3 protein-coding genes are annotated in these 2,406 nt (G+C 42.5%); all 3 read left to right on the top strand.

Annotation, left to right across the window (positions count from 1 at the left end; all coding sequences use genetic code 11):
* The coding region (locus IEY42_RS21915) for a hypothetical protein (RefSeq protein WP_229780256.1) at nucleotides 1-375 on the top strand (375 nt) is incomplete at its 5' end.
* Nucleotides 372-689 carry an IS66 family insertion sequence element accessory protein TnpB gene (tnpB, locus tag IEY42_RS21910; protein ID WP_086904928.1) on the top strand — a complete coding sequence of 106 codons (318 nt, stop codon included), beginning with the start codon at nucleotides 372-374 and terminating at the stop codon, nucleotides 687-689. The genes IEY42_RS21915 and tnpB, both read left to right, overlap by 4 nt.
* Nucleotides 690-763: 74 nt before the next feature.
* Nucleotides 764-2,347, top strand: a complete 1,584-nt coding sequence (gene tnpC / locus IEY42_RS21905) for an IS66 family transposase (protein WP_086904929.1) — start codon at nucleotides 764-766, stop codon at nucleotides 2,345-2,347.
* Nucleotides 2,348-2,406: the final 59 nt, after the last annotated feature.

Below are 2,406 nucleotides of genomic sequence, written 5' to 3'. Positions count from 1 at the left end.
ATCAACCCGGTCACAATGATGCCAGATAAACTCCTTAACACCCTCGCTAACTTTGAACAGTGGCGAAGCAATAAACCTTCTCGAGGTAGTGCAATCCCTGAAAATTTGCGCCAGCAAGCGATCGCCCTTTTACCGCATTATTCAAAAACAACCATTGTTAAAAAGTTGCGTATTAGTCATGAGCAATTCAATACTTGGCTTACCGCCAACTCATCAAGTGATGTATCCAATCACTTTATTTCACTACCCAATGCAACGCCGATAACCGAGTCGCTTTCTATCTCCCTGAAGTTCAACAATGGCAATTCTTTAGCCGTATCTGGCGAAGTCAGCGAAACACGGTTTGCTCAGTTAATTGAGGCCATAAAATCATGATCCATTTAACCCGTCATAGCGACATTTTGATTGCTACCCAGCCCGCTGATTTTCGTCAAGGCATTGATGGGTTAGCTACGCTGTGTAAACAACGCCTTCATTGTGAGCCTCGCTCTGGTACCTTGTTTGTTTTTATTAATCGTAACAAAACCATGGTGCGCGCACTCGCTTATGAAAATAACGGTTTTTGGTTGATGACAAAGCGTTTATCTAAGGGCAAGTTCTCTGGCTGGCCAACCATTAATAGTGCCATGACGTCCGTGGACGCCAAACATTTACGGCAATTGCTCAGCGGGAATTACCACCCATTATAAATAACCGCTTGATTTCATTTTAAATGGGATCATACTCCATCCTCTTTTTTATTCCCGCAGGCAAAAGGCTTATTGTGGCAAAACCTTTTAACGATATCGATGCACAATCTCTCGATGATTTAATCAAGCGAGTGATTGAAGCCAAAGAAAATAATCTTGCGCTTAGCGCTGATGATTATCAGTTATTGCTTGATGCGTTACTGACATTAACAACAACACAAAACAAGCTAGCTGACCACGGTATCACCGTGCATAAATTACGTAAGTTACTTGGGATTGAAAAATCATCAGAAAAACAAAGCGACCTGTGTAAAGCACAGAAAAAAACCAGCAAGAAAAGTAAAAAACCAAAAACACAGGATGAAGACTTTACACAGGTCAAACCGGTTATCATCAAACATGCGTTAAACGAAGTAAATAAAGGGGATAGCTGCCCAGAATGTTTGAAAGGTAAGGCCTATAAAGTCGAGCCTGGCAGTTTGTTGCGCATTACAGGGCAAACGCCTTTTACCCCAGAGCAACATATTATGGAGCGCTTGCGTTGCAATGCGTGTGGTGCCTATTTCACGGCAAACCTGCCCGATGAAGTATTACATGACGGTAATAGTCATCAAAAATATGGTTACTCTGCGCGTGCGTTAATGGCGATTTATAAATACTTTGCAGGGCTACCTTTTTATCGTCAAGGCAACATCCAAAAGCTATTGGGCGTCAACATCACTGCGTCGACGGTGTTTGACCAAGTAGAGCTTGTCTGTGATGCGATTTATCCTGTTTACCAGCACTTGTTTGAGTTGGCTGGCGATGCTAAGCACTATTACTTAGATGACACCACCCACCGTATTCTTGACGCCAAGCCAGTTGAAAAGAAAGTACGTAATAGCGAGAAAACACGCTTGCGCTCAGGTGTTTATACATCAGGAGTGATTGCCAGCTTAAAAACGGGCCATGATATTGTGTTATTTGAAACCAATATTGGGCACGCAGGTGAGTTTATCGACCGCATACTCTACAAACGACAAGTCACTGTCGCACCGATATTAATGAGTGATGCGCTCGCCAGTAATCAGCCAAGTACTTGCGAGGTTGAAACATCACTTTGTAATAGCCATGCAAGGCGCCAGTTTGTCGATGTCATTAATCATTTCCCCGAAGAGGTTGAAAATATACTCACACTCTATGGTGAAGTTTGGCGCAATGAACAGACAACCATTGAACGTGAACTCACCGCACGCGAGCGACTTGAGTACCATCAGCAACATTCATTACCCATACTTGAAGCGATTAAAAGTTGGGGTGAAAAGCACTTTACTAATGAAAGCATTGAAGAAAATAGCGGTCTAGGCAAAGCTATCCGTTATTTTTTAAAACACTATGACGGGCTGAGTTTATTTTGCCATCACGAAGGGGTAAAAATAGATAATAACCGCATAGAATCGATGTTAAAAATAGTGGTGCGAGATAGAAAAAATGCGATGTTTCGTAAAAGCTTACTCGGTGCGAACATTGGCGATGTTATCACGTCGATGATAGCAACAGGCAATGAAGCAGGCATCAATGTATTTGATTACTTTACGCGACTGCAACGAGATGCGGATGATGCAAAAAAGCATCCTGAAAAATACCTACCTTGGAATTATCTCGACCAATACCAATAATAAACCGCTCATAATCAAGCAATGCTTGGGCCAGTGGCCTAAGTATTGCCGTGCCTGAA

Source organism: Shewanella algicola, assembly GCF_014648035.1.
Classification (GTDB): domain Bacteria; phylum Pseudomonadota; class Gammaproteobacteria; order Enterobacterales; family Shewanellaceae; genus Shewanella; species Shewanella algicola.
The sequence above is the reverse complement of the archived record's forward strand: the minus strand, read 5'-3'. Positions and strand labels throughout refer to the sequence as shown.

Coding starts and splice junctions, on each gene's coding strand:
- tnpB (WP_086904928.1), top strand. CDS start 372: ATGATCCATTTAACCCGTCATAGCGACATTTTGATTGCTACCCAGCCC.